Annotated in this window: 21 protein-coding genes and 3 tRNA genes; 11 read left to right on the forward strand and 13 right to left on the reverse strand. The window is 63.5% G+C overall.

Translation table 11 applies throughout. The annotated features are described in order from the left end of the window. Window positions 1-2: 2 nt before the first annotated feature. Together C6V82_RS13925 and C6V82_RS13930 are read left to right on the forward strand one after the other, a co-directional pair. Entirely contained in the window at window positions 3-1,538 is a 1,536-nt protein-coding gene (locus tag C6V82_RS13925; RefSeq protein ID WP_219724484.1) for an amidohydrolase family protein, read from the forward strand. Then, window positions 1,535-2,248 carry a sulfite exporter TauE/SafE family protein gene (locus C6V82_RS13930; RefSeq protein ID WP_102587402.1) on the forward strand — a complete coding sequence of 238 codons (714 nt, stop codon included), beginning with the start codon at window positions 1,535-1,537 and terminating at the stop codon, window positions 2,246-2,248. The genes C6V82_RS13925 and C6V82_RS13930 overlap by 4 nt, the downstream gene beginning before the upstream one ends. Window positions 2,249-2,296: 48 nt before the next feature. Here C6V82_RS13930 and polA read toward each other — a convergent pair whose 3' ends face one another. Further along, window positions 2,297-5,062 (reverse strand): DNA polymerase I, encoded by a 2,766-nt coding sequence (gene polA, locus C6V82_RS13935; RefSeq protein WP_102587441.1) that lies wholly within the window; start codon window positions 5,060-5,062, stop codon window positions 2,297-2,299. 141 nt (window positions 5,063-5,203) lie between these two features. On the opposite strand from polA, the gene C6V82_RS13940 reads away from it, so the two are divergent. The 3 genes from C6V82_RS13940 to speA all read left to right on the forward strand — a co-directional run bounded on the left by C6V82_RS13940 (window position 5,204) and on the right by speA (window position 8,514). Further along, window positions 5,204-5,545 (forward strand): DUF2782 domain-containing protein, encoded by a 342-nt coding sequence (locus C6V82_RS13940; protein WP_229843209.1) that lies wholly within the window; start codon window positions 5,204-5,206, stop codon window positions 5,543-5,545. Between the two features lie 87 nt (window positions 5,546-5,632). After that, a complete protein-coding gene (locus tag C6V82_RS13945; RefSeq protein ID WP_102587401.1) occupies window positions 5,633-6,592 on the forward strand; it encodes a homoserine kinase in 960 nt (319 codons plus the stop codon). After that, window positions 6,589-8,514 carry a biosynthetic arginine decarboxylase gene (gene speA / locus C6V82_RS13950; RefSeq protein WP_102587400.1) on the forward strand — a complete coding sequence of 642 codons (1,926 nt, stop codon included), beginning with the start codon at window positions 6,589-6,591 and terminating at the stop codon, window positions 8,512-8,514. Before C6V82_RS13945 ends, speA begins: the two co-directional genes overlap by 4 nt. 100 nt (window positions 8,515-8,614) lie before the next feature. On the opposite strand, the gene C6V82_RS13955 is transcribed toward speA, so the two are convergent. The 8 genes from C6V82_RS13955 to C6V82_RS13990 form a co-directional block, all read right to left on the reverse strand. After that, window positions 8,615-9,280 (reverse strand): fumarylacetoacetate hydrolase family protein, encoded by a 666-nt coding sequence (locus tag C6V82_RS13955; protein ID WP_102587399.1) that lies wholly within the window; start codon window positions 9,278-9,280, stop codon window positions 8,615-8,617. A gap of 312 nt (window positions 9,281-9,592) precedes the next feature. Then, window positions 9,593-9,668 (reverse strand) — tRNA-Thr (locus C6V82_RS13960). Window positions 9,669-9,712: 44 nt separating this feature from the next. Further along, window positions 9,713-9,787 (reverse strand) — tRNA-Gln (locus tag C6V82_RS13965). Between the two features lie 6 nt (window positions 9,788-9,793). Continuing rightward, window positions 9,794-9,869 (reverse strand) — tRNA-Phe (locus tag C6V82_RS13970). A 93-nt stretch (window positions 9,870-9,962) separates the two neighbouring features. Next, window positions 9,963-10,235: an oxidative damage protection protein gene (locus C6V82_RS13975; protein ID WP_102587398.1), complete on the reverse strand. Its 273-nt coding sequence runs from the start codon at window positions 10,233-10,235 to the stop codon at window positions 9,963-9,965. 73 nt (window positions 10,236-10,308) lie between these two features. Then, a complete protein-coding gene (mutY, locus tag C6V82_RS13980) occupies window positions 10,309-11,397 on the reverse strand; it encodes an A/G-specific adenine glycosylase (RefSeq protein WP_102587397.1) in 1,089 nt (362 codons plus the stop codon). A 55-nt stretch (window positions 11,398-11,452) separates the two neighbouring features. After that, window positions 11,453-13,801: an AsmA family protein gene (locus tag C6V82_RS13985; protein ID WP_102587396.1), complete on the reverse strand. Its 2,349-nt coding sequence runs from the start codon at window positions 13,799-13,801 to the stop codon at window positions 11,453-11,455. Continuing rightward, window positions 13,798-14,250 carry an acetyl-CoA sensor PanZ family protein gene (locus tag C6V82_RS13990; protein WP_102587395.1) on the reverse strand — a complete coding sequence of 151 codons (453 nt, stop codon included), beginning with the start codon at window positions 14,248-14,250 and terminating at the stop codon, window positions 13,798-13,800. Before C6V82_RS13990 ends, C6V82_RS13985 begins: the two co-directional genes overlap by 4 nt. Window positions 14,251-14,441: 191 nt before the next feature. Between C6V82_RS13990 and hisB the strand changes: the two genes are divergently transcribed. From hisB to C6V82_RS14015, 5 genes are all read left to right on the forward strand, one after another. Then, a complete protein-coding gene (gene hisB / locus C6V82_RS13995; protein WP_102587394.1) occupies window positions 14,442-15,035 on the forward strand; it encodes an imidazoleglycerol-phosphate dehydratase HisB in 594 nt (197 codons plus the stop codon). Between the two features lie 30 nt (window positions 15,036-15,065). Then, window positions 15,066-15,707 (forward strand): imidazole glycerol phosphate synthase subunit HisH, encoded by a 642-nt coding sequence (hisH, locus tag C6V82_RS14000; RefSeq protein ID WP_102587393.1) that lies wholly within the window; start codon window positions 15,066-15,068, stop codon window positions 15,705-15,707. Between the two features lie 87 nt (window positions 15,708-15,794). Continuing rightward, the gene (gene hisA, locus C6V82_RS14005) at window positions 15,795-16,547 is read left to right on the forward strand and encodes a 1-(5-phosphoribosyl)-5-[(5-phosphoribosylamino)methylideneamino]imidazole-4-carboxamide isomerase (protein ID WP_102587392.1); all 753 of its coding nucleotides are present in this window, start codon (window positions 15,795-15,797) and stop codon (window positions 16,545-16,547) included. 2 nt (window positions 16,548-16,549) lie between these two features. Beyond that, window positions 16,550-17,323 carry an imidazole glycerol phosphate synthase subunit HisF gene (gene hisF, locus C6V82_RS14010; RefSeq protein ID WP_102587391.1) on the forward strand — a complete coding sequence of 258 codons (774 nt, stop codon included), beginning with the start codon at window positions 16,550-16,552 and terminating at the stop codon, window positions 17,321-17,323. Between the two features lie 17 nt (window positions 17,324-17,340). After that, window positions 17,341-17,853: a hypothetical protein gene (locus tag C6V82_RS14015; protein ID WP_102587390.1), complete on the forward strand. Its 513-nt coding sequence runs from the start codon at window positions 17,341-17,343 to the stop codon at window positions 17,851-17,853. 21 nt (window positions 17,854-17,874) lie between these two features. Here the strand turns inward: C6V82_RS14015 and C6V82_RS14020 are convergent, their stop codons facing one another. Together C6V82_RS14020 and C6V82_RS14025 are read right to left on the reverse strand one after the other, a co-directional pair. Further along, on the reverse strand, window positions 17,875-18,456 hold the full coding sequence (locus tag C6V82_RS14020; protein ID WP_102587389.1) for a YjaG family protein: 582 nt from the start codon (window positions 18,454-18,456) through the stop codon (window positions 17,875-17,877). Window positions 18,457-18,487: 31 nt separating this feature from the next. Beyond that, window positions 18,488-18,781: an MGMT family protein gene (locus C6V82_RS14025; protein WP_102587388.1), complete on the reverse strand. Its 294-nt coding sequence runs from the start codon at window positions 18,779-18,781 to the stop codon at window positions 18,488-18,490. Between the two features lie 75 nt (window positions 18,782-18,856). Here C6V82_RS14025 and C6V82_RS14030 point away from each other — a divergent pair, with 75 nt between their 5' ends. Beyond that, the gene (locus tag C6V82_RS14030; protein ID WP_102587387.1) at window positions 18,857-19,555 is read left to right on the forward strand and encodes a type 1 glutamine amidotransferase; all 699 of its coding nucleotides are present in this window, start codon (window positions 18,857-18,859) and stop codon (window positions 19,553-19,555) included. A gap of 14 nt (window positions 19,556-19,569) precedes the next feature. On the opposite strand, the gene mnmH is transcribed toward C6V82_RS14030, so the two are convergent. Then, window positions 19,570-20,691, reverse strand: a complete 1,122-nt coding sequence (mnmH, locus tag C6V82_RS14035; protein WP_102587386.1) for a tRNA 2-selenouridine(34) synthase MnmH — start codon at window positions 20,689-20,691, stop codon at window positions 19,570-19,572. Beyond that, window positions 20,688-21,725: a selenide, water dikinase SelD gene (gene selD / locus C6V82_RS14040; protein ID WP_102587385.1), complete on the reverse strand. Its 1,038-nt coding sequence runs from the start codon at window positions 21,723-21,725 to the stop codon at window positions 20,688-20,690. Before selD ends, mnmH begins: the two co-directional genes overlap by 4 nt. Between the last annotated feature and the right edge of the window lie 9 nt (window positions 21,726-21,734).

Genomic DNA, 21,734 nt, shown 5'->3' on the forward strand with positions numbered 1-21,734 from the left:
GGATGCACATGTCCAACACGCCTCGCTCGACCTTGTCCCCCGACACGTTCGCCGCCGAACGTCTGCTGCTGCTTCCCGCAGAGGTTCTGCTGGCTGACGGCTGTCACTCCGGCAAGGCCGTGCTGATCGCCGATGGCTGCTTCCAGGAGGTGGATGACGCGCAGGCGCTCACCCGTCGCCATCCGGAACTGCCGCCCATCGTGCTGCCGGACCAATTGCTGATGCCTGGCTTCATCGACACTCACCATCACTTGACCCAATCGCTTGGCAAGTCGCTGGTGTGCGGCGAGCCTTCCGAGATTTTCAAGCGGGTCTGGGTGCCACTGGAGGGCAGCCTGGATGAGGACATGCTCCAGTTGTCCGCCAAGTTGGCGGCACTGGAAGCCCTCCGGGGAGGCTTCACCACCGCCGTGGACGCCGGCACCCGCTCGGCTGGCGACACCGCGGCCATCGCGCTTGCCGCCGAGCAGACGGGGCTGCGCTGCGTACTGGGCCTGATCTGCAATGACCTGGGCGGCACGGCAGCCATGCATGAGGGCCCGCAGATCCTGCAACGCGCCGAGCGTCATCTTGAGCGCTGGGAAGGCCATTCGCTCGTCAAACCTTCCCTGGCGATCTCCATTCCCGAGGCGGCCAGCGACGCGATGCTGCACGCCACCTCTGCGCTCTGCGCAGAGGCCGGGACCGTCTTCCAGACCCACGTCAACGAGCACCTTCAGGCCGTCGAGCGCTCCCTGGTGGCACGCCGGCAGCGCCCCCTGGAGCACCTGCATGCCGTGGGGGCACTGGGGCCACAGGCGCTGGTAGCCCATGCCACCCTGGTGACCCCCGATGAGCTCAACCTGCTGCGCGACACGGATACGGCGGTGGCTTTCAACCCGGTGGCGAGCGCCTGGAAGGGCAATGCGGTTGCCCCGGCACTGCAGATGGCGGCCATGGGCATTCGCTTCGGGCTCGGCACGGACGGCACCCGCAGCGATGCCTTCCGCTTGATGGATGCCGCGGAGACCAGCCAACGGCTGGCCTTCGGCCTCGCCAGTGGCGACTCGTCATGTGGCGGTGGCTGGCGGTGGCTGGAGCATGCCACGCGTGGCGCGGCGGATGTCGCCGGCCTGACTGGCCTGACCGGGGAGATTGCCCCGGGACTGGCCGCCGACTTCCTGCTGGTCGACCTGGACGTTCCGGAGATGACGCCCTCCTGGGATCGCCCCTGGGAGCTGGTTCGCTACGCCAACCGTGACCAGTTGACGGGCGTCTTCACCAATGGCCGGTTACGGTGCTGGCAAGGCTGGCCCGTGGGCTGGGACGCGCGCGCGCTGCTGCGACAGGTTCGCGAGGCATCCGCCGCCGTGCATCAGGCGCCGATCTACCGCGTGCATGCCACTGCCGCACAGCATCGTGCACTGCATCCTTCACGCCAGCACTCACCACAACACTCGCCACAACACACACAACATGACTCACCGTCTCTCTCGCGACATCGGCAAGATGCCTCGCCCCAATCCAATCAACACACAACCGAACGGCACCACCCATGAGTGATATCGGGATTTTCGCGCTGCTGGCTCTGGCCACCGGCGTTGCCGCCTTCATCCAGGGGGCGGTGGGCATCGGTTTCGCGTTGATCGTCGCGCCGGTGATGGGGCTAGTGCGCCCCGACCTGCTGCCGATCGCCCTGCTGATCCTGATGCTGCCGCTGAATGGCTACGTAGGCCTGCGCGAGCGCGACGCCATCGACTGGAAAGGGGTTGGTTGGGTCAGCATGGGGCGACTCCCCGGCACCCTTGCCGGGCTTGGCATTCTGGTGGTGATGTCCGCCAATGGGCTCAACCAGTTGATCGGCGCCTCGACGATTCTTGCCGTTCTGGCCGCGCTGTTCGCCCCTGTATTTCAGCCCGGCCGCAGCGCTTGTGCGGCGGTGGGCGTCATCACCGGCGTGACCGAGACCGCCACCGGCGTTGGCGGGCCGCCCCTGGCCCTGCTCTACCAGCACCGCCCGGGGCCGGTACTGCGCTCCACCATCGCGTTGTGCTTTCTGGTCGGCGAGCTGGTATCGCTCGCCATCCTGGCTGTCGCCGGGCAGTTCCAGCCCCACCAATGGCTATGGGCACTGTCCCTGCTGCCGGCGCTAGCGGTCGGCAGCATCACCAGCCGCATGATGCATCACCGCCTGAACGCACGACGCTTGCGTCTCGGGGTGCTGTCCTTCGCCATGATCTCTGGCATCGTGCTGCTGATTCCCAGATGACCCGCAGCGGCTGGCCAGACACCCTGCATGGCTGCCGCCTCGCCGTCGTCAGTGCGCCTCGTCCCAATTGGCGCCGCTCTGGGCCTCGACGGTCAATGGCACGCTGAGCTCGGCGGCGGCTTGCATGCGCACCTTCGCTTGCTCGATGAAGTCATCCACCTGGGCCTCGGCGACTTCGAAGACCAGTTCGTCATGCACCTGCATGACCATCAGCGCATCGAAATCCTCTCCGGCAAGCCAGCCGTCTACATCGATCATCGCCCGCTTGATGATGTCGGCGGCAGTGCCCTGCATGGGGGCGTTGATCGCGGTACGCTCGGCACCCTGGCGGCGGGCGTGATTCTGGGCGTGGATTTCCGGCAGGTAGAGGCGCCGACCGAACACGGTTTCCACGAAGCCATCCTCGGCGGCCTGGGCACGAATTCGCTCCATGTAGCGAGCCACGCCCGGGTAGCGGTCAAAATAGCGATCGATGTACGTCTGCGCCTGGTTGCGCTCGATATGCAGCTGGCGAGACAGGCCCCAGGCACTCATGCCATAGATCAGTCCGAAGTTGATCGCCTTGGCGCTGCGTCGCTGGTCGCCGCTGACCTTGTCCAGCGCCACGCCAAACACCTCGGCGGCGGTGGCCGAGTGGATGTCGCGCCCCTCGGCGAAGGCCTCGAGCAGGCCCTTGTCCTCGGAGAGGTGGGCCATGATGCGCAGCTCGATCTGCGAATAATCGGCGGCAACGATGCGGTAGCCGGGACGCGCCACGAAGGCCTGGCGAATGCGCCGCCCTTCCTCGGTGCGAATCGGGATGTTCTGCAGGTTGGGGTCGGAGGATGACAGCCGCCCGGTGGCGGTGACCGCCTGATGGTAGCTGGTGTGCAGCCGACCCGTGGCCTTGTTGACCAGTCTCGGCAGCTTGTCGGTATAGGTCGACTTGAGCTTGGCAAGCCCGCGATGCTCCATGATCACCTTGGGTAGCGGGTAATCCAGCGCCAGCTCCTCGAGCACCGCCTCGGCGGTGGAAGGCGCGCCCTTGGGGGTTTTCTTGATCACCGGGATCTTCTGTTCCTCAAACAGGATCTGACCGAGCTGCTTGGGCGAGCCGAGGTTGAACTCACGGCCCGCAAGCTCATAGGCCCGGCCTTCGAGCTCCTGGATACGCTTGGCCAGTTGCTGGCTCTGGGTGTGCAGGCGTTCAGGGTCCAGCGCCACGCCGCCACGCTCCATCCGCGAGAGCACGTGGATCAGCGGCAGCTCGATTGAGTCGAGCACCTCGCCGAGACGCCCCTCGGCATCCAGGCGTGGCCGCAAGGTCTCGTGCAGCCGCAGGGTGATGTCGACATCCTCGCAGGCATAGGGCGCGGCCTGCTCCAGGGCAATCTGGTTGAACGTCAGTTGCTTGGCCCCTTTGCCGGCGATCTCTTCGAAGGAGACGGTCTTCTCGCCGAGATACTTCAGCGCCAGCGAATCCATGTCATGGCGGGTGGCCGTGGAATCCAGCACATAGGATTCGAGCATGGTGTCCTCGAGCGGACCGGCCACCTCGATGCCGGCGCGCGCCAGTACCGAGATGTCGTACTTGAGGTTCTGGCCGATCTTGGTTTTCGTGGCATCTCCCCAGAGTGGCTTGAGCGCCTCGAGAACGGCGTTACGATCGAGCTGGGCCGGGGCATCCAGATAGTCGTGGGCCAGCGGAATATAGGCGGCCTCACCGGACTGCAATGCCAGCCCGACGCCGACGATATCGGCTTCCATGTAGTTGAGGCTGGTGGTTTCGAGATCGAAGCAGAATCGATCGGCAGCCTTCAGGCGTTCGAGCCAGGCGTCGAATTCGGCCTGCTCGACGATCACGCAATCCTCACGGGCCTGGCGGCCAGGAGACGAGGCCGGTTCATCGTCGGCCGGAGTCGGCGTGCCGCCGGCCACATCGTCGACACCCTGATCCTTGCCATCGAGCAGTTCGGATAGCCATGCCCTGAACTCGAGCTCCTGGTAGAGCGTCTTTAGCGCCTCGCGGTCCGGTTGGGCGATGACCAGATCATCGAGCCCCACCGGCAGATCGCAGTCGGTCTTGATGGTGGCCAGTTGATAGGAGAGAAAGGCCTGCTCGCGATGTTCCTCGAGCTTCTTCGGCAGTGTCTTGGCACCGCGAAACCCCAGGGTCGCGACCTTGTCGAGGTCGGCGTAGAGGGTGTCGAGCCCACCGCCGATGCCCTGCAGCAGACCGAGCGCGGTCTTCTCGCCGACCCCCGGCACGCCGGGGATGTTGTCGACCTTGTCACCCATCAGCGCCAGGAAGTCGATGATCAGTTCCGGTGGCAGCCCGAATTTCTCCTGCACGCCTTCGCGATTCAGGGTCTCGTCCTTCATGGTGTTGACCAGTGTGATATGGCCATTCACCAGTTGCGCCATGTCCTTGTCGCCGGTGGAGATCACCGCGTCACGGCCAGCCTCTGTGGCAATGCGCGCCAGGGTACCGATCACATCGTCGGCCTCGACGCCCTCGATGCACAAGAGCGGCAGCCCCAGCGCACGTACGCACTCGTGCAGCGGCTTGACCTGGGAGCGCAGGTCATCGGGCATCGGCGGACGCTGCGCCTTGTATTGCTCGAACAGCTCATCGCGAAAGGTCTTGCCGGGAGCATCGAAGACCACCGCCATGGGGCTGTCCGGATAGTCCTTGATCAGCCGCTTGAGCATGTTGAGCACACCCTTGATGGCGCCCGTTGGCTGTCCTTTCGAGGTGGTCAGAGGCGGCAGCGCGTGAAAGGCGCGGTAGAGATAGGAAGATCCGTCGACGAGAACGATGGGCGAGTCGGCCATGTATCGGCAATCCTGTGGGTCGATGCAGAAGCAGTGGATACGAAAGGCTTGATGCTGGTCATCCATGATACGCATTGCGGCGCCATTTTGCCGCGCGTGCCTCCCCAATCATAGGCGTTGGCCGCCTCAGGCCTTACACTGATGACATCACATCTTCCCGCCGATATCGGCACGGAGGTCATCATGCACGCCCACCATCGAATCATCCTGACGCTGGCTGCCTCGGCGTTGGGGCTTGCCCTGGTGGCCGGCACACCAGCACTGGCGCAATCGGCTGCCGACCTCGAGCCGGATATCACCATCCGCGAGGAGCAGGACCGTACCATTCGCGAGTACCGCGTCAATGGCGAGCTCTACGCCATCGAGATCCGACCCTCCAGCGGGCCGGCTTACTACTTGGTCGACCGCGATGGTGACGGCAATTTCGAGCGTCAGGATGGTAACCGTATCGCTGTGCCGGAATGGATACTGCGGACATTCTGAGCCTGCGAACGAAACTCGCCCCCGGGCACGTGCATCATACCGTCAAGTCGCTACAATAGGCGGCTTGGCAACCCGGGTGAGAGACACATGGCCGTATTCACACCGCTATCCGAGACTCAAGTCGCGGACTTCCTGGACCGCTTCGACGCCGGTTCGCTGGTCTCCCTGGAGGGCGTGCCCGCAGGCACCGAGAACAGTACCTTCTTCGTCACCACCGACCGGCGCGACTTGGTACTGACCCTGTTCGAACAGGGTGATCACGAGGAGCTGCCGTTCTTCGTCGAGCTGCTGGACTACCTGGACGAGCACCGCCTGCCGGTGCCCGGCCCGTTGCATGACCGCGAAGGTGTCGCCTTGCACAGCCTGGCCGGCAAGCCGGCCCTGCTGTTCCCGCGGATGCCCGGCAAGTTTCCCAAGGCGCCCAACCTGGCCCAGTGCCAGGCGCTGGGTGACGCGCTTGGGCGCATGCACAAGGTCTCCCGATACTTCCCCGGTCACCGACCCAACCCGCGCGACCTGCACTGGCTGTTGCCCATGCACCACAAGGTGCTTGGGTACCTCTCGCCACAGGACCAGACGCTGATGAAGGACGAGGTAGAGACGTACCAGGGTGTATTTGGTGCCGCCCCGGAGCTGCCCCAGGGCGCCCTGCATGGCGACCTGTTCCGCGACAATACCTTGTTCGAAGGTGACCGACTGGGCGGCATCATCGACTTCTATAACGGCTGCACGGGTGATCTGCTGTTCGACCTGGCCATCGTCATCAACGACTGGGCTACCGATGCCGATGGTCAGTTGAATGCCAAGCGTCACGACGCCATCCTTTCCGCCTACCAAGTGCGACGACCGCTGACCGATGCGGAGCGCGAGGCGTGGCCGATGATGCTGCGCATGACGGCGCTACGCTACTGGCTATCGCGTCTGCTGGTGGTCTATGTCGACCCACCCGCCCACGACCTGACGCCTCACGACCCCGAGCAATTCCGCAGCATCCTGTTGGCACGCCTGAATCATGGTGCTCTACCGCTTCCGGAGGTATCCGAATGACCCAGCCCCTTGGCAGTGACGACAACCCGGTGCAACGTGCCCGGCGAGTATGGAACATCGACCAGTGGGGCAGCGGCTATTATGACGTCGACGACGCCGGAAATGCCCTGGTGAGGCCACTGGGCAGCGAGGCCGAGGGGCCGGCGCTGCCGCTGAGCGAACTCGTCACGGAGCTGCGTCGCGCCAATCTACGACTCCCAGTGCTGGTGCGCTTCTCGGATATCCTGCATGACCGGGTCGAGCAGCTGTGTGCCGCCTTCGATACTGCCATGGCCGAGGAGCATTTCTCCGGTGGCTATACCGCCGTCTATCCGATCAAGGTCAACCAGCAGCGCCGGGTGGTGGAGGAGATCCTCGCCACCCAGGAGCGTGGCCGTGGCCGCGTGGGCCTGGAAGCCGGCAGCAAGCCGGAATTGCTCGCGGTGCTGGCACTTTCCGGCGACGGCTCCTCGTTGATCGTCTGCAACGGCTACAAGGACCGCGAATACGTGCGGCTGGCCTTGATGGGCGAGAAGCTCGGCCATCGCGTCTACCTGGTGGTCGAAAAGCTTTCCGAACTACCGTTGATCCTCGAGGAGGCCGAGAGCATCGGCGTCAAGCCACGCATCGGCCTGCGCGCACGGCTGGCCTCGGTGGGCCGTGGCCGCTGGCAGAACACCGGTGGCGAGAAGTCCAAGTTTGGCCTGACGGCAAGCCAGATCTTGAGCGTAGTGGATCAGCTGCGCGATGCGGATGCACTCGATAGTCTGCAAATGGTGCACTTCCACCTTGGTTCGCAGATCGCCAACATCCGCGACATCCAGGGCGGGCTGCGCGAATGCGCGCGCTTCTACCAGAGCCTGGTCGAGCTAGGCGCACCGGTGGATACCGTGGATGTGGGTGGCGGTCTTGGCGTCGATTACGAGGGAACCCGCTCGCGCAGCTTCTGTTCGGCCAACTATTCGATGCTCGAGTATGCCCGCAACGTGGTCTATGCGTTCCGTCAAGCCTGCCAGGAGCAGAACTTGCCCGAGCCCCACCTGATCAGTGAATCCGGCCGCGCGCTTACTGCCCACCATGCGGTGCTCATCGCCAACGTGATTGGCGAGGAGCGAATCAGCGAACAGGCCCCCGAACGTCGGGTCGAGGGTGACCCGCAGGTCAACGAGCTATGGCGGGTCCATGACCTGCTGCACGCCCAGGTGGAACCGCGCGGCCTGGTCGAGGCGTGGCATGATCTGGTTCAGTCAATGGGCGAGCTGCACGAACGCTTCGTGATCGGCATGACCGACATTACCGCGCGTGCCGAGGGCGAAGCCGTCTACTTCGCCGCCTGCGCCAAGCTGCGCAAGCGGCTGGACACCCGCAGCAACCGCGCCCACCGCGAGATCGCCGACGAACTGGCCGAAAAGCTTGCCGACAAGCTGTTCGTCAACTTCTCACTGTTCCAGTCGGTGCCCGATGTGTGGGGCATCCAGCAGATATTTCCGGTACTCCCGCTGACCGGCCTGAATCGGGAGCCCGAACGCCGCGGTGTCATCCAGGACATCACCTGTGATTCCGACGGACGTATCGACGGCTACGTGGATGGCCAGGGTGTGGAAACCACCCTGCCACTGCCCGAGTGGCGGGAAGGCGAGGAAAAGCTGCTGGGCTTCTTCATGGTCGGCGCGTACCAGGAGATTCTTGGCGACCTGCACAACCTGTTCGGCGATACCGATTCGGTGGATGCCGCACTCGACGGCGATGGCAACTGGGTGCTCTCCGAAGTGCTCCAGGGCGACACCGTAGCCCAGGTGCTCAGCTACGTGAACTTCGATGCCGGCGTGCTGCGCGACCGCCTGGCCATGCAATTGCGCGGCAGCGGCCTGAGCAGCGCCGAACAGCGCCGCTTCCTCAATGACCTCTCGGAGGGACTCGCGGGCTATACCTACCTCGAGTGACACCGGCCACCGCATCACGACCACACAATGCCCCGCCGTCCTGATCGACACGCCAGGGGGCGAGGCATTGGCGTTTTCGCGTCCGGCTAGCCCGAGCGGCTCAGTCCACCACACGGGTGGTGATATCGAGCCCCCCGGTCAGCGTGAAGTGCAGCTCGGCCCCCCGGGGTAGCGGGCCGACACCCGCCGGGGTGCCGGTCAGCACCACATCGCCCGGCAACAGAGTGAAATGACGGCTCATCTCGGCTACCAGCGTGGCCACCGGGAATAGCATGTCGGAACCTTCGCCATGCTGGCGCGCCTCGCCATCGACCTCCAGGCTGAAGGTCAGTGCACTCCAGTTGGGCACCTGGGAAAGCGGCAGGAACGCGGAGAGCGGGCAAGCACCGTCGAAGGCCTTGGCGGCCTCCCAGGGGTGGCCCTTCTCCTTGAGCCGCGCCTGGACATCACGCAAGGTCAGGTCCAGCGCAAGGCCGATACCCACCACCGCACGCTCGGCCTCGTCGGTGGTGGCGTGGGTAAGCTCCTCACCTATCAGCAGCGCAAGTTCGGTCTCATAGTGTACTTCGCCTCGCGAAAAGGGCGCCTCGATGGGCTTTTCCAGTTCCACCGCGCTGGTGGCGGGTTTGATGAACAGCAACGGTTCGCTTGGCACCGGGTTGTCCAGCTCCTTGGCATGATCGGCGTAGTTGCGACCTACGCAGACGATCTTGCCAAGAGCATTGGGAAACGCCTGACCATCGGCGAAACGTGGGACAAAGTGCATGGGGAACGTCTCCTTCTCGTTATGCGTGCTGCTCATGGCGACCGGCATGACAGTCTACCCCACATGCGCCAAGCGTCCACCGTTACGGCATTTCGAAGCGGCTCAACGCAAACTTCTCGTCCGATGAGGACGTGCTGGACCTTTGGCAGCCATAGATAAATAGGGTGCCTGGATACCGATAAGATCAACACGCCATGCACGACTTGACCACATGGCATCAGGAATTTTACGTCAGCTGCTTCACATACAAAAAAACCGCCTCAATGGACGGTTTTTTAAGCGCTGCAACTCATTAACTTCCCGATTTTTCGATGGTGCCGGCACCAGGAGTCGAACCCGGGACCTACTGATTACAAGTCAGTTGCTCTACCAACTGAGCTATGCCGGCTCGGGAACCGACTCGAGTCACAGAATCGGAAACAGGGTTGGCGATGGCTGGGGTACCAGGATTCGAACCTGGGAATGCCGATACCAAAAACCGGTGCCTTACCACTTGGCTATACCCCAGCAGTGTGGTGGCCAGAGACGGAATCGAACCGCCGACACGGGGATTTTCAATCCCCTGCTCTACCAACTGAGCTATCTGGCCGCTGCCAACGGTGCGTATTAAACCCTAACGGGCTTGAGTCGTCAACACCTTCCGTTTCAAAAAGATGGCGCACACCAGCTGCTGGCGAGAAGGTCAGGAATCACGCGGGACATAGCCCTCGGCCTGGTCGGTTTCGAGGTTATCCAGGAAGCGTTCCATCTGCTCCATCAGGTACTCGCGCGACGCCGGGTCGAGCATGTTGAGGTGTTTCTCGTTGATTAGCCTGGTCTGAAGAGCTTGCCATTCTTCCCAGGCTTTTTTCGAGACACTGGCCTGGATCTCCTGGCCCTTCTTGCCCGGCAGGGGTGGAAACGGCAGGGCTTCGAGTTCCTGCTGGTACTTGCGGCAAAAGACGGTCTGGCTCATGTGAGCTCCTTGTGAGGCGTTGTGAGGCGGGTGGATGTCGCATGAAGCGCGATATGATCTGATGGATTGGTGTTCAAGGCCCTGGCGCGGCCGTCAGCGAAAATGGCGCGAGAGACGTCAACAGCGCTTTCACAGGTGCCGCCAGGCCGAGTCGATCGGGCTGTGCTGGATCGTACCAGCGCCGGGCCTCGCCTACCGAATCGAGACGCTCCACCCTGGCGGACTGGGGAGTGATCTCCATGCGAAAATGACTGAACACATGGGTGAATGTCGCCTGAGGCGGGTCGAGTTGGCTGCCGGGAGCATGCTGGTCGAGCCACGCCCGCAGCGACTCGTCATCATCGAACTGGGGCAAGCTCCACAAGCCCCCCCACAGCCCGGTGGCGGGTCGCTGCTCGAGCAACACGCGGCCTCGGTTGTCACACAGCATCAACATCAGCGTGGTCCGCGTCGGCAGCGCCTTCTTCGGCTTGGATTCGGGAAAGCGTCGCGTCTCACCACGTGCATGCGCCACGCAGACGTCGTTGAAGGGGCAGCTTGGGCAGTCCGGGGCGCCACGTCGGCACAGGGTGGCGCCGAAGTCCATCATCGCCTGCGTGTAGTCGGCCAGGCGTTCCTGCGGTGTGAAGTGTTCGGCCAGCGCCCACAGCGTTCGTTCCACCGCGGGCCGGCCCGGCCAACCTGGCACGGCATGCAGGCGTGACAGACTGCGCTTGACGTTGCCGTCGAGGATCACCGCGCGCTGCCCTCGGCTCTGGGCAATGATCGCCCCGGCCGTGGAGCGTCCGATGCCGGGCAGTTCGGCCAGTGCCTCGAGCGTCTGCGGCAGTTCACCGCCATGTTTGTCGACGATCACTTGAGCGGCCTTGTGCAGATTCCGGCCACGGGCGTAGTAGCCCAGGCCGGTCCACAGGTGCAGCACCTCGTCCTGTTGCGCTGAAGCAAGCGAGCCGACATCCGGGAAGCGAGCCATGAAGCGCTCGAAGTACGGAATCACCGTGGTGACCTGGGTCTGCTGCAGCATGATTTCCGATACCCACACCCGGTAGGGCGTTCTATCCCGCTGCCAGGGCAGGTCATGGCGGCCGTGCTTGTCGAACCAGCCAAGCAGTCGCTGCTGGAAGTCGGCGGGAGCAAGGACGGGGGCCGGCAACTCCTTCATGCGTTCTCCAAAAAAAAGCGCCGGCACTAGGGCCGGCGCAGGGACTGTTTGTTGCTCAATTAAACAGACCGCGCAGGGTGTCACGAAGTTCCCTGCCGGCGTCTTCTCCGATGCGTTCTTCCAGCTGCTGCAGGGGGCGCTCCAGGCGTTGCTCGACTTCTTCGCCGGCTCGGCTGGTGACTTCATCGCGCACAAGCTCACCCAACGAGGCCTGGAAGGCCTCACGATCGAAGCGACACCATTCGCTGCTGTCGCCATCCAGGCTACCCTCGCAGCGCACCGGGAAGGACACGCGCTCAAGACGTGGATTGACGCGGCAGGCAAGGTCGGCACCATCCACCACCCGAGCGGCGGCACGTGCTTCGAAGCGCTCACTGGAAAGGTCGAACCAGCCCTCGCCACCGAGCTCGATGCCTGGAATGGTGATCAGCAGATCGTCGCTATTGACGTTGCCATCACGAAAGCGAAGGCTGGCCTGGGCACGTTCGAACCGCGTATCGGGATGCCAGTCACGTGTGGTCTGCTCACCTTCAAGAGTGGCCGCCGCTGTGCACAGCTCGCGAGACACATTGACCTCAAGGATCGCCCCGTCATCGATTCGCGTATCGATGTTGCCATTCAGGTTGCGCTTGAGATCAGGCCAGGTATTGCCACGCGAGGTCAGCTCGCCTTCGGCGTTCAAGCGCCCGCGCAAAGGCGCAGGCTGGTCGTCGAGAGTCTCCAACAGGGAGTCGATCCGCAGTCGTGAGAGACGCGGTGCCAGCTGCCAGTGCGGATCGTCGCGAGTCAGGTCAAGCTCACCGCTTGCCGCCAGTTCACCTTCGTAGAAACCGGATTCGAAACCCACCAGTCGCTGGCGTCCATCGCGCCCGGAGAGCGCAAGTGACACGTCACTGAATTCAAGCCCGGCCAGTTGCAAGCGCCCGAGTGTCAGTTGCCCATCGAGATCCAGCGTCGAAAGCCACTCCACCGGCAACAGCGTGGCCGGTTGATCGGCGTAGGCCTGACTGACGCCCGGTAGCGAAAGTGCTGCCGAGCCTTCCTCGGCCGGCGCCTCAGGCGGCATGTAGGAGTCCAGGTTGAGACGATCACCTTGCAGGTCGAAATCGAGACGTTGCCCGGCAAGCCCGACGCCCAATTCTCCGGTAAAGGTGCTGTCATCCAGCACCAGTGTCAGACCTGTGAATTCGACACCTTGCATATTCCCTTCCAGAGGCGAGGTCAGCGCCACATCGGACAGCGCCGATTCATCGGCAAGCGTCGGCATCATCGACAGGCGCTTAAGCCAGGGATGCAGCGATAGAGGGGCGAGGCTAATCTGGCCGCTGTAGGCCGGGGATGCATACAACGAGGACAGGTTGAGATTACCGCTCACTTTCAAGCCATCGTCGCCGGTCAGCTCGAGATCGCGCAGCTGCGCGGAGCCCGCTGCCAGGTCGGCATCCATGGCAAACGCCATGGCCAGCGGCAGTGCGGAGTCGCCCAGCTGCGGATGGCGCAGCGTTGCCTCGAGGTTACCGCCCTCGAGGCTTAGTCGTTCGCCAGGCACATCGACAATCAGTTGATCCCCACTGAGGTTGAGCTGTTGTTCGCCTGTCACACCTTCCAACTGACTGGTGGCATTCAAGGTAAGTCCGTCGGTGACATAGCGACGCTCGGCAAGGTTCAGGGTAACTCGACCCTTCATGGCCATGCGACTCGATAGCAATGGCGCTTTTTCGCTGTCTTCCCAGTCCAGTTCATCGTATCGATCCAGACGAAAACCGGCCTCGAGCGGAAAGGCACGCCGCGGGTTGACGTTGCTGCCACTGATGCTGGCATCGGTCAATCTCAGCTCAGTCCCATTGCTCAGGTCGCGATAGCTGATCTCGCCATCGCGAATCTGCACACTGGCCACGTTCAAGGCCACGGTAAGGTGAGTGTCAGAGCCCGGAGGCAACCCGGCACTCGCCGGCGCCAGCACTTCTTCGGCCGCCTCACTGCGCTCGGCAAGGCGTTCCATCAACGACTCCCAGTTGCCGCGACCCTGCTCGTCGCGTTCGAGGTTAAGGCGCATGCCGTCCAGTGTCAGGCCGTCGATGGCGATCTCACCGCGCAGGATCGGCGCAAAGGAAAGGCTCACCTCGGCCTGCTGAAAAGCCACGAAAGCGTCTTCCTCCTCGACCGCCTGCTCGGGTAGCCAGGCCTCGGCACTCGCTACGCTGACCCCGAGCCGCGGATAGAATGACCAGGTCAAGGGGCCGTCGAGCGCCAATTCGAGCCCGCTCTGTTCACGCACCACCTCGACCAGTCGCGGCTTCAGGTCCTCCGGGTCGAAGAAGGTCGTGACATAGACCACCGCGCCCACCGCCACCAGGGCGAGTACCCCAACTGCCGCCAACAGGGTTCGCAACAGACGCTTCATCGATCATCCCCTTGTCCTTGAAGATTGAGTTCGAAATAGTCACCGGTCTGGGTCATCCGGTACCCCAGCCGCGACAGCAGGACCTGGTCGGCCATCGGCAGTTGGGAAGCGGTCACCCGCAGCAGCAGCCTCCTGGCAGCGGCTTCCTCTCCCACCAGCGCCAGCAGGCGCGACCCGACCCCGCGGCGCCGGGTCGGTTTCCTGACACACAGGTGCGACAGCCACCAGGCCTCGTGGTCCTCGCGTACCGCCACGGCACCCAGCAGGCGATCATTGAAGCGAGCACACTGAAAGGTGCAATCAGCGGCCAGGTGCTGGCTGATGAAGTCATCGACGGGCATTGCCAGGCGCTCGGCGGGGGCGTCGGCATAGATTCGCGTCAGATCGAGTCGCGCCTGGGCATCCGCTTCCCAGGAGGCACGGTCGACGGAGTGGAGTGTCACCGGCATGCATGGGTCTCCCTGGCCGGGGCGGCGTGGGTCGCCGCCGCTTGATGGAGTGCATTGTAGCGGATGGGCCAGCCGATTCTCTATAATGGCAGGTTCTTGTTGGCGGGCAGGCAACCGCTGGCACTCCGTATCGCGGGCCGATGCCTACATCGACCCCACTTTGACACGCGCCCAGGCGCTGGAGATGCAACATGTCCGAGCGTATCGCCACGGTCAGCCGAGACACCCAGGAAACCCAGATCACCGTCACCGTCAATCTTGACGGCACCGGGCAACTCGAGTGCGAGACCGGCGTTCCCTTTCTCGACCACATGCTCGACCAGGTGGCACGCCACGGCCTGGTCGATCTGCAGATCAAGGCTGACGGCGACCTGCATATCGACGACCACCATACCGTCGAGGACCTTGGCATCACCCTGGGCCAGGCGTTCGCCCGCGCCATCGGCGACAAGCGGGGTATTCGTCGCTACGGCCACGCCTACGTGCCACTTGATGAGGCGCTTTCTCGCGTGGTGGTGGATTTCTCCGGTCGCCCTGGCCTATTCATGGACGTGGAATTCACCCGCGCCGCCATCGGGAGTATGGACACACAGTTGTTCTGGGAGTTTTTTCAAGGCTTCGTGAGCCATGCCATGGTCACCCTGCACATCGACAACCTGAAGGGCTTCAACGCCCACCACCAGGCCGAGACCATCTTCAAGGCCTTCGGCCGCGCCCTGCGCATGGCCGTTGAGCCCGACCCCCGCATGGCAGGACAGATGCCGTCCACCAAGGGCTGTCTGTGAACCCATGACCGACCACACGAGGAGCGCCACATGACCATTGCCGTCATCGACTACGGGATGGGTAATCTGCATTCCGTCGCCAAGGCACTGGAGCACGTCACCCACGAGAACGTGATCGTGACCCGTGATCCGCGCTGCATTCTCGGCGCCACCCGTCTGGTACTACCGGGCCAGGGGGCCATTCGCGATTGCATGGGTGAGCTGGAGAAGACAGAGTTGCGCGGCCTGGTCGAGGAATTGCTTGCCAAGCAGTCCAAGCCGCTGCTCGGCATCTGCGTGGGTCAGCAGATGTTGCTTGCGCACAGCGAGGAGAATGGTGGCATCGATTGCCTGAACTTCATGCCCGGCGAGGTGCGTCGCTTCCCGGCCGAAATGAGGGATGAGCGAGGACAGCGCCTGAAGGTACCGCACATGGGCTGGAACCTGGTGCACCAGCAACAGGATCATCCACTCTGGGCCGGTATCGACCAGGATGAGCACTTCTATTTCGTGCACAGCTACTATGTCGAGTCCGCGGACGACACCACGGTATTCGGCACCACCGACTATGGCCGCGTCAATGCCCATGTGGCGATTGGCAAGGAGGCCACCTTCGCGGTGCAATTCCACCCCGAAAAGAGCTCCCGGGCAGGCCTCAGGCTGCTCGAGAACTTCGTCGGTTGGGCGCCCTGATTCTTCATACCCCGATCTTTCCACCGACGCCCGGCTTACGCGCCGCGTTGATATGGCGCCCGACATCGCGCCGAATGGAGACCTGACATGCTGGTAATTCCCGCCATCGACCTCAAGGACGGCAAGTGCGTCCGCCTCAAGCAGGGGCGCATGGATGACGCCACCACCTATGGCGATGACCCGGTGGCCATGGCGGCCCGCTGGGTCGAGGCCGGAGCGCGTCGCCTGCACCTGGTCGACCTCAACGGCGCTTTCGAGGGTCAGCCAATCAACGGCGACGCGGTCACCGCCATCGCCCGGCGCTGGCCGGACCTACCGATCCAGATCGGCGGTGGCATCCGCAGTGCCGAGACCATCGAGCACTACCTCGCCGCCGGTGTTTCCTACGTGATCATCGGTACCAAGGCGGTCAAGGAACCGGACTTCGTCGGCAAAATGTGCCGTGCCTTTCCGGGGCATGTCATCGTCGGCCTGGATGCCCGCGACGGTTTCGTGGCCACCGACGGCTGGGCCGAAGTCTCGACGGTCAAGGCCACCGAGCTCGCCAAGCGTTTCGCTGATGACGGCGTCTCGAGCATCGTCTATACCGATATTGCCCGCGACGGCATGATGAATGGCGTCAATGTCGAGGCTACCGCCGCGCTTGCCCGTGAAGGCGGGCTGCCGGTCATCGCATCCGGCGGAGTGACCAACCTCGGCGACCTGCGTGCCCTGGTGGCCGCTGGCGAGCCGGGGATTCTGGGCGCCATTACCGGCCGCGCCATCTACGAAGGGTCGCTGGACGTGGCCGAAGGCCAGCGGCTGTGCGACGAACTCACCAGTCAACCGACGGGGAAATGACCATGGGACTCGCCAAGCGCATCATCCCCTGCCTCGATGTCGACGCCGGCCGCGTGGTCAAGGGCGTCAACTTCATCGGCATCCGCGACGCCGGTGACCCGGTGGAAATCGCGCAGCGCTACAACCAGCAGGGTGCCGACGAAATCACCTTTCTCGACATCACCGCCAGCCACGAAGACCGCGCCACCACCGTCGAAATGGTCGAGCGCATCGCCGGCGAGGTCTTCATTCCGCTGACCGTGGGTGGTGGCATTCGTAGCTGCGATGACATTCGCACCATGCTCAACGCCGGTGCCGACAAGGTGTCGATCAATACCGCCGCGGTGAACAATCCTGAATTCGTGCGTGAAGCCGCCGAGCGTTTCGGCAGCCAATGTATCGTGGTGGCGATCGATGCCAAGCGGGTTTCCGCCGAGGGTGAGCCACCGAGATGGGAAATTTTCACCCATGGCGGTCGCCGTCCCACTGGACTCGATGCGGTAGAATGGGCGAAGAAGATGGTCGAGTACGGGGCCGGCGAATTGTTGCTGACCAGCATGGACCGCGACGGCACCAAAATCGGTTTCGACCTCGGTGTGACCCGTGCGATCGCCGATGCAGTGCCGGTACCGGTGATTGCCTCCGGCGGGGTTGGCAATCTCGACCACCTGGTGCACGGCGTGTTGGAAGGAGGTGCCGATGCGGTGCTGGCCGCGAGCATCTTCCACTTCGGTGAATACACCATTCCCGAAGCCAAGCGTCACATGGTCGAACACGGCATCGAAATGCGCCTTTAAGCGCATTAGGAGGCAGCGTGAAGGCACCGCGCCAGTGGGAAGGATTGATCGCTTGCGCGCTGCTGTCCGCTGCGACATTGGCCAGCGCCGACAACGCGCGTGTCTGGCCACCCGAGCTGTCACTGGACCACACCCTGGTGCAGACCAGCCTGGTGACCCAACACTTCAGCAGCGACCCGGAGCACACCGAAGACCAGCGGCTGCTCAGCATCGAACTGCATAATCCCGAGCGTTGGCTGGTAGGCGCCGCCTGGTTTCGCAACTCCTTCGACCAGCCAAGCTGGTACTGGTATGCAGGACGGGAATTCCCCTTCTGGCGACCGAGTGGCGACATCACCTTTCGCGCCAAGCTGACCGCCGGGCTACTGCGCGGCTACGATGGTGACTACCGTGACAAGATCCCGTTCAATCATCTCGGAGTTGCCCCGGCGGCATTACCCAGCGTCGGCGTACGTTGGGGGCGTATGGAGTCGGATCTGATCGTGTTCGGCACCGCCGGTGCGATGATCACCGTCGGGCTGCGCTTCTGAGCCACGATCCCCGTGCTCTACTCAATCGAGTGACAACCCCAGATTGCTCACCCCTTCATTGCGCCCGAGACGCCGCAACGCCTTGAGGTTGTCCCGGTCAAGCGGCGACTGCTCCACGGCTTCGAGCACGGCGTCCTGAAAGTCGTTTTCCTCTTCCATCAGTGGATGGGTCTTGACCAGCACCGCCAGTCGCTGGGCATCCTCCTCACCTTCGGTGAGCTCAATGAAGGCACGTACGCCGCCCTTGGATGTCCTGCTCACCTCGAGCACCGCGTCCAATGCATCGCCCCGCAGGGTATCGAGCAGTGCCGAGAGTGCCACGACCGCTTCCAGTGCGCGCCTGGCGCCAAAACTGTCGTCATCCAAGGGGGGTTCGAGTTCGGCGAGCTTTTCGGCCTGGCGGTCGAAATCGATGCGTGCTTCCTTCACCGCCAAGCGCTCCCAGACCAGGTCCAGAATCACTCGCAAGCCATGTAAATCACCCTGGCCGGTGGTCTCGGCGTACAGGCCATAATTGGGTAGCAGCCGCTCGCATAATGCCGCCATGAAGGCTTGTTGGTGATGAGGTTCAAGCTGCAAAAGGCGCTGATGAAAGCCGCTCATGGAGTCTCCTTGGAAAATGTCTGTCCCATGATCAAGGCCACAGGCTGTGAAGGGGCACGCGTCCCCCTGCATCGAAGATCACCCCTTCGGCGACGAGCCGTTCGCGCTGCTCTTGGGCGCCAGCATGATCGGCCAGGCGCCGCGACGCGGTGATCACCCGAAACCATGGAAGCGTGTGTCCGGTTGGGAGGTCGCGCAGGGCGCGAGCCACCAGTCGCGGCGTTGCCCCATCGGTCATGGCGGCAATGCGACCGTAGGTAGTGACCCGCCCCTGAGGAATCTCGGCGATTATCGTCAATATCTGTTCGCGCACAACCGGCTTCATGTACCCTTCGCTCCTCAAGCCACCACTTCTGCCGTTACAGCTGCCGTCACACATTCAACGCTGGTGAGGACATCCATGCATCTGCACCTGCTTCAGCATAGCCCCCACCAGGGCCCGGCCCGGCTGGCCGATTGGCTGGTCAGCATGGGGCACAGCCACACAATCTTTCACCTCGACACCGGGGAGGCCCCGCCACGGCTCAGCGATTGCGATGCCCTGGTGGTACTCGACGGGCCTTTGAGTGCCAAGGATCAGGCAGCGCCCGCATGGCTTGCGCGAGAGCGCAAGTTGATCGAGCGTGCGCTGGACAGCAACAAGCCACTACTCGGCATCGGTTTCGGTGCTCGGCTGATCGCCGACGCCCTCGGCGCGGTGGTGGCACCCGGCACCTATGCCGAAACCGGCTGGCAGCGTGTCACCCTGGCGGCGGACAGCGCCATGGATCTCCCCGAGCAATTCGATGCCTTCATGTGGCATCGAGAAGTCTTCGCGTTGCCCGAGGATGCCTTGCCAGTTGGGGGCAGCGAAGCAAGCCCGGTCCAGGGTTTCAGTTGGGATGCCGGACGTGTTGTCGGGTTGCTGTGCCACCTGGAAGCCACCAGTGAGAGCGTGACCGCACTCCTCGACCACCTGGCCACCCCTGCGGGCAGTACCACAAGCCCCCACGCCCAGGATCGTGAAGCGATGCTCGCCGACGACCGGCGCTTCGACCGGCTGGCGCCTTTGCTCGATCGTGTGCTCAGCCAGTGGCTGCGCACCACGAATATGCCTTGACCAACCTCCAGGTGTTACCCCTGGCTTGCTGCCGTTGAGTGCTGAGCGCGGGCCTCGGCTGTCCATTCGCGAGCCGCCGCCAGACAACTATCCCAGTCGCCCACATGCAGGAAGCGCCGCTCGGGATGCTTTTCCAGCTGGTAACGATACATGGGGTCATAGTATTCAGTGAGCAATGGCGCAAGCCAGGCTTCATGGGCCTGGCGGTTACCCCGCTCATGCTCCCGGAAGGCCAGCTGCTGCAATCGCTGCAGGCGCGCCAGACGCGCGCTACCCAGGCGCTTGCGCAAGCGTGCCAGCGAACTCGACAGTTGCTTGCGCATCAGGCTCCAGCCCAGCCACTCGCCACACTGGTAGCGGTAAACGTCCCACAAGTCATCGATGTAATCCTTGTGGATCTGCGCCAGCCGCCAATCCAGCGGCATTTCCACGCGCAGCCGCGGCGCTTGCTCCATGGCACCCCAGAAGCAAAGCGGGATGTTGGCGGTACCGATATGGCGCGACTCGTCCTCGACCACCAGTGGGCCAGGTAAATCGAGCAGGCGCCGACCCATGGCGTGTTCGAAATCGATCTGGCTGGGTGCCGGCAAGGGGTGCCGACCAAAGGCCGACCCCTTGTGTCGGGCGCAGCCCTCCAGATCAAGGCCGTTATCCAGCGCCGTGATCAACGCCGTCTTGGCACAGCCTGTCAGTCCGCCCACCACCAGCAGGGGCTGTCGGGCGGCGCTGTCGATTCGCTCACACAGCCCCCGCCGCATGGCCTTCCAGCCACCCCGTATACGCGGCCGTAACATGCCGGCTTCGGCCATCCACTGTTGGGCGACCTGCGAACGCAACCCGCCTCGAAAACAGTAGATGAGCGCATCGGGATGCCGCTCCAGCAGGCCTTGCCAGGCAGCCACTCGCGCCGCCTTCACGCCATCGCTGACCAGCGTCTCGCCGAGGGCGATGGCGGCCTGCTGGCCTCGCTGCTTGTACTCTATGCCGACCAGATGCCGCTCATCATCGTCCATCAGCGGCAGGTTCACGGCGCCAGGCAACGCGCCTTGGGCAAACTCCACCGGGGCTCGCACATCAATCAGCACACGGGATTCCCGCAGCAGCGAGAGATCTGGCTCGACCAGCGGCAAACTCATCCACGTACCTCGATCAAGGCTGGCCCCTGGGCCTTGATCACCTCGCCGAAGGGCACAAGCTCGATACCGTGAGCGCGACCGATACGCTGGACGTCATCTTCCCAGGAAGGGTGGACCGACAGCAGCAGGCCTCCGGAGGTCTGGGGGTCGCATAGCCATTGCCAGTGAGCCTCATCCATCTGCGGCAAGCTCTCGCCCAGCGCCTCACGATTACGCACGGTCCCACCGGGCACGGCACCACGGCGCCGATAGGCTTCAGCCTCGGCCAGGCGCGGCAGCCTGCGGAAATCGACACGAGCCGCCACACCACTCGCGGTGCAAACCTCAGCGAGATGCCCGGCAAGCCCAAACCCGGTCACGTCGGTCATCGCATTGACGCCCTTGATCTTGGCCAGTTCGACACCGATACGATTGGATTTGAGCATGGTTTCACGGGCAAGCCCCTGATGCCCCGTCTCCAACAGGCCTTTCTTCTCGGCGGTGGTGAGCATGCCAACACCCAACGGCTTGGTCAGGAACAGCAGATCGCCGGGCAAGGCACCCTTGTTGAGCTTGAGATGTTCAAGGTCGACCAGACCATTGACGGCCAGGCCGAATATCGGCTCGGAAGAATCGATGGAGTGGCCGCCAGCCAGCGCCAGGCCAAGCTCGCGACACACCGCCTGGGCGCCCCCGACCACATCACCGGCGACATCTGGACCCAGCTTGTCCAGCGGCCAGCCGAGAATACCGAGTGCCAGCACCGGGGTGCCGCCCATGGCGTAGACATCGCTGATCGCGTTGGTCGCCGCAATACGGCCAAAATCGAAGGGGTCATCGACGATGGGCATGAAGAAATCGGTGGTCGCGATCATTCCGCGACCATCACCGAGATCATAAACCGCGGCATCCTCACGCCCCTGATTGCCGACGATCAGCCGCGAATGGGATGCCCCCGGGCCCGCCTTGGCCAGGATGCCGTCGAGTACATCGGGGGCGATCTTGCAACCACAGCCAGCACCATGGCTGTATTGGGTCAGGCGAATGGCGCTCATCTCGGTCTC

It is taken from the genome of Halomonas urumqiensis, from assembly GCF_003028575.1.
Classification (GTDB): domain Bacteria; phylum Pseudomonadota; class Gammaproteobacteria; order Pseudomonadales; family Halomonadaceae; genus Halomonas; species Halomonas urumqiensis.